The organism is Mycobacterium sp. (genome assembly GCF_032162105.1).
GTDB lineage: Bacteria > Actinomycetota > Actinomycetes > Mycobacteriales > Mycobacteriaceae > Mycobacterium.
The window spans coordinates 1-2588 of the sequence record NZ_JAVRPS010000439.1 but is presented as its reverse complement, the minus strand read 5'-3'; the positions used below and the strand labels follow the sequence as shown (position 1 = coordinate 2588).

General features: G+C 65.1%; 3 protein-coding genes. All 3 read left to right on the top strand.

What is annotated here, in order from left to right; all coding sequences use genetic code 11:
* A partial coding sequence (locus QOC69_RS22320) for an MlaE family ABC transporter permease (RefSeq protein WP_526443650.1) occupies positions 1-423 on the top strand: 423 nt, incomplete at its 5' end.
* A gap of 2 nt (positions 424-425) precedes the next feature.
* Positions 426-1889, top strand: a complete 1464-nt coding sequence (locus QOC69_RS22315; RefSeq protein WP_526443648.1) for an MCE family protein — start codon at positions 426-428, stop codon at positions 1887-1889.
* Between the two features lie 40 nt (positions 1890-1929).
* A partial coding sequence (locus QOC69_RS22310; RefSeq protein WP_526443646.1) for an MCE family protein occupies positions 1930-2588 on the top strand: 659 nt, incomplete at its 3' end.

The window sequence follows — 2588 nt, the reverse complement described above, 5'->3', positions numbered from 1 at the left end:
GAGATCGATGCCCTCGAAGTCATGGGTATCCGCTCGGTGGCGTATCTGGCATCGACTCGGGTGGTCGCTGGCGTGGTGGTGGTCATCCCCGTGTACTGCGTGGCGGTGATGGCGTCGTTCTTCGCCGCCCGCTTCGGCACCACCGTCTACTACGGGCAGTCGACCGGCGTCTACGACCACTACTTCTACACGTTCCTGTCCACGGACGATCTGCTGTGGTCGTTCGTCTTGGCGCTCGTGATGGCCGTGGTGATCATGCTGGTGCACACCTATAACGGGTACGCGGCCTCGGGTGGTCCGGCCGGGGTCGGTGAGGCCGTCGGCCGGGCGGTGCGGACCTCGATGATCACCGCGTCGGTCGTGGTGCTGTTCGTTTCGCTGGCCATTTACGGTCAGACCGGTCACTTCGACTTTGCGGGTTGAGGATGGCGGCGACAGAGCGGGGTGAGAGCCGGGCGTCCCAGCGGTGGTCGGCGCTCGCGCTGTTCGTGGTGATCATTGCGTTCGTCTACGCGACCATGGGCGCGTTCAACAAGACCTTCACCTCCTTCGTCCCGGTGACCCTGGTTTCCGACCGGGCTGGATTGGTGATGGAGGTGGGCGCCAAGGTCAAGTTGCGGGGTGTGCAGGTCGGCGAGGTCGGCACGATCACCGGCGGCAAGACCCCAGTCAGTTTGAAGCTGAACCTGTTTCCCGATCAGATCAAGTTCATTCCGGCCAACGTGGCGGCCCGCATCCAGGCCACCACCATCTTCGGTGCCAAGTACGTCGAGTTGCTCTACCCCAGCGACCCCAGCCCGCAGCGGCTGGTCTCGGGAGCGGTACTGAGGTCGGACAACGTCAGCACCGAAGTCAACACGGTGTTCGAGAACCTGGTGGGTCTCCTCAACCAGATCGACCCCGCGAAGCTCAACGCCATCCTGTCCGCCTTGGCCGAGGGCGTCCGTGGTCAGGGCCAGCGCATCGGTGAAGCTACCACCGGGCTCAACGAGGTTCTGCTGGCACTGAATCCACGCTCGGAGACGATCCGCGCAGACTTCCACTCCCTGAAGGGTTTCGCCGACACCTACAGTGCTGCGGCGAACCACATCCTGGCCGTCCTGGACGCGGCCAGCACCACCAGCACCACCATTTCCCGGCAGTCCAAACAACTGGACTCGTTGCTGCTCAACATCACCGGCTTCGCCAACAGCGGTGTCAACCTGCTCGCGCCGAATCGGGACAACTTCATCCGGTCGATCAATGATCTTCAGTCGACGACGGCGCTGTTGGCCAAGTACAACCCCGAGTACACCTGCATGCTGGTGGGCGCCAAGACGCTGCTCGACACCGTCTACTACCGAATGTTCGGCGGCGACAACGGCAAATCGCTCATCGTCGACGCAGCGTTGCTGTTTGGTGATGACCAGTACCGCTACCCGGACAACCTGCCGATCGTCGCGGCCAAGGGCGGCCCGGGCGGCAAGCCGAGCTGCGGGTCGCTGCCCGATGTCGCGAAGAACTTCCCCGTGCGCGATTTGGTCACCAATACCGGGTGGGGCACCGGGGTCGACATCCGGCCCAACCCCGGGATCGGGCGCCCGTTCTACACCGACCTCTTCCCGGTGACCCGGGGAATACCCCAACCACCGACCCTGCGGGGACAGGACAGGGGCCCGGCACCCGGCCCGATTCCGTATCCGGGTGCACCGCCCTACGGGGCGCCGATGTACGGCCCCGATGGCACACCGCTCTATCCCGGCGAGCCACCGGCTCCCCCGCCGATGCCACCGCGTGAACCAGGCCCGCCGCCGTCGGGTTCCGAACCCTTCGTGGTGCCCAATCCGGCAGAGCTGCAACCCAATCCGCCGGCTACATCGCTGCCGGTACCGGCGGCACCGTCACCATGAACGAACCCCAGTCCGCAGTCCCAACTCAGGAGAGGACACCGTGAAAGACAACTTGTCGGGCGCCGTCGCGCGGCTCGCCGTCTTCGTGGTGGTGTGTCTGCTGGGCACCTTCGCTCTGTTGGCGGTCTATGCCCAGTTCCGCTTCGACGACGGCAAGACCTACACGGCGATCTTCAGCAACGTCAGCGGGCTCGCGAACGGAAACTTCGTCCGTGCCGCAGGCGTCGAAGTAGGCAAAGTCGCCCACATCTCGGTCAACGCCGATGGAACCGCGTCGGTGCAGTTCAGTGCCAACGACACCGTCGTCCTCACCGAAGGCAGCAAGGCCGCCATCCGGTATGACAACGTGATCGGCGGACGGTACCTCGAACTCCTGGAAGGAGCCGGTGGGACCCGCAAGCTGACTGCGGGTGCCACCATCGGGTTGGACCGGACCGCCCCTGCATTGGACCTGGATGCGCTGATCGGCGGTTTCCGGCCGCTCTTCCGCGCGCTGGACCCCAACCAAGTCAACGCCCTCTCCGGTGAGCTGATCTCCGCGTTCCAAGGTCAGGGCGACTCCATCGGCTCGTTCTTGACGCAGACCGCGGCGCTGACCGGTGCGCTGGCCGACCGGGATCAGCTGATCGGGCAGGTCGTGGTCAACCTCAACACCGTCCTCGGCTCGCTCGCCGGTCAGGGCGACCAGTTCGCCAAGGC

Bases quoted from the DNA above. Each gene is read 5' to 3' on its own strand.
- QOC69_RS22315 (WP_526443648.1), top strand. From the start codon at position 426: ATGGCGGCGACAGAGCGGGGTGAGAGCCGGGCGTCCCAGCGGTGGTCG.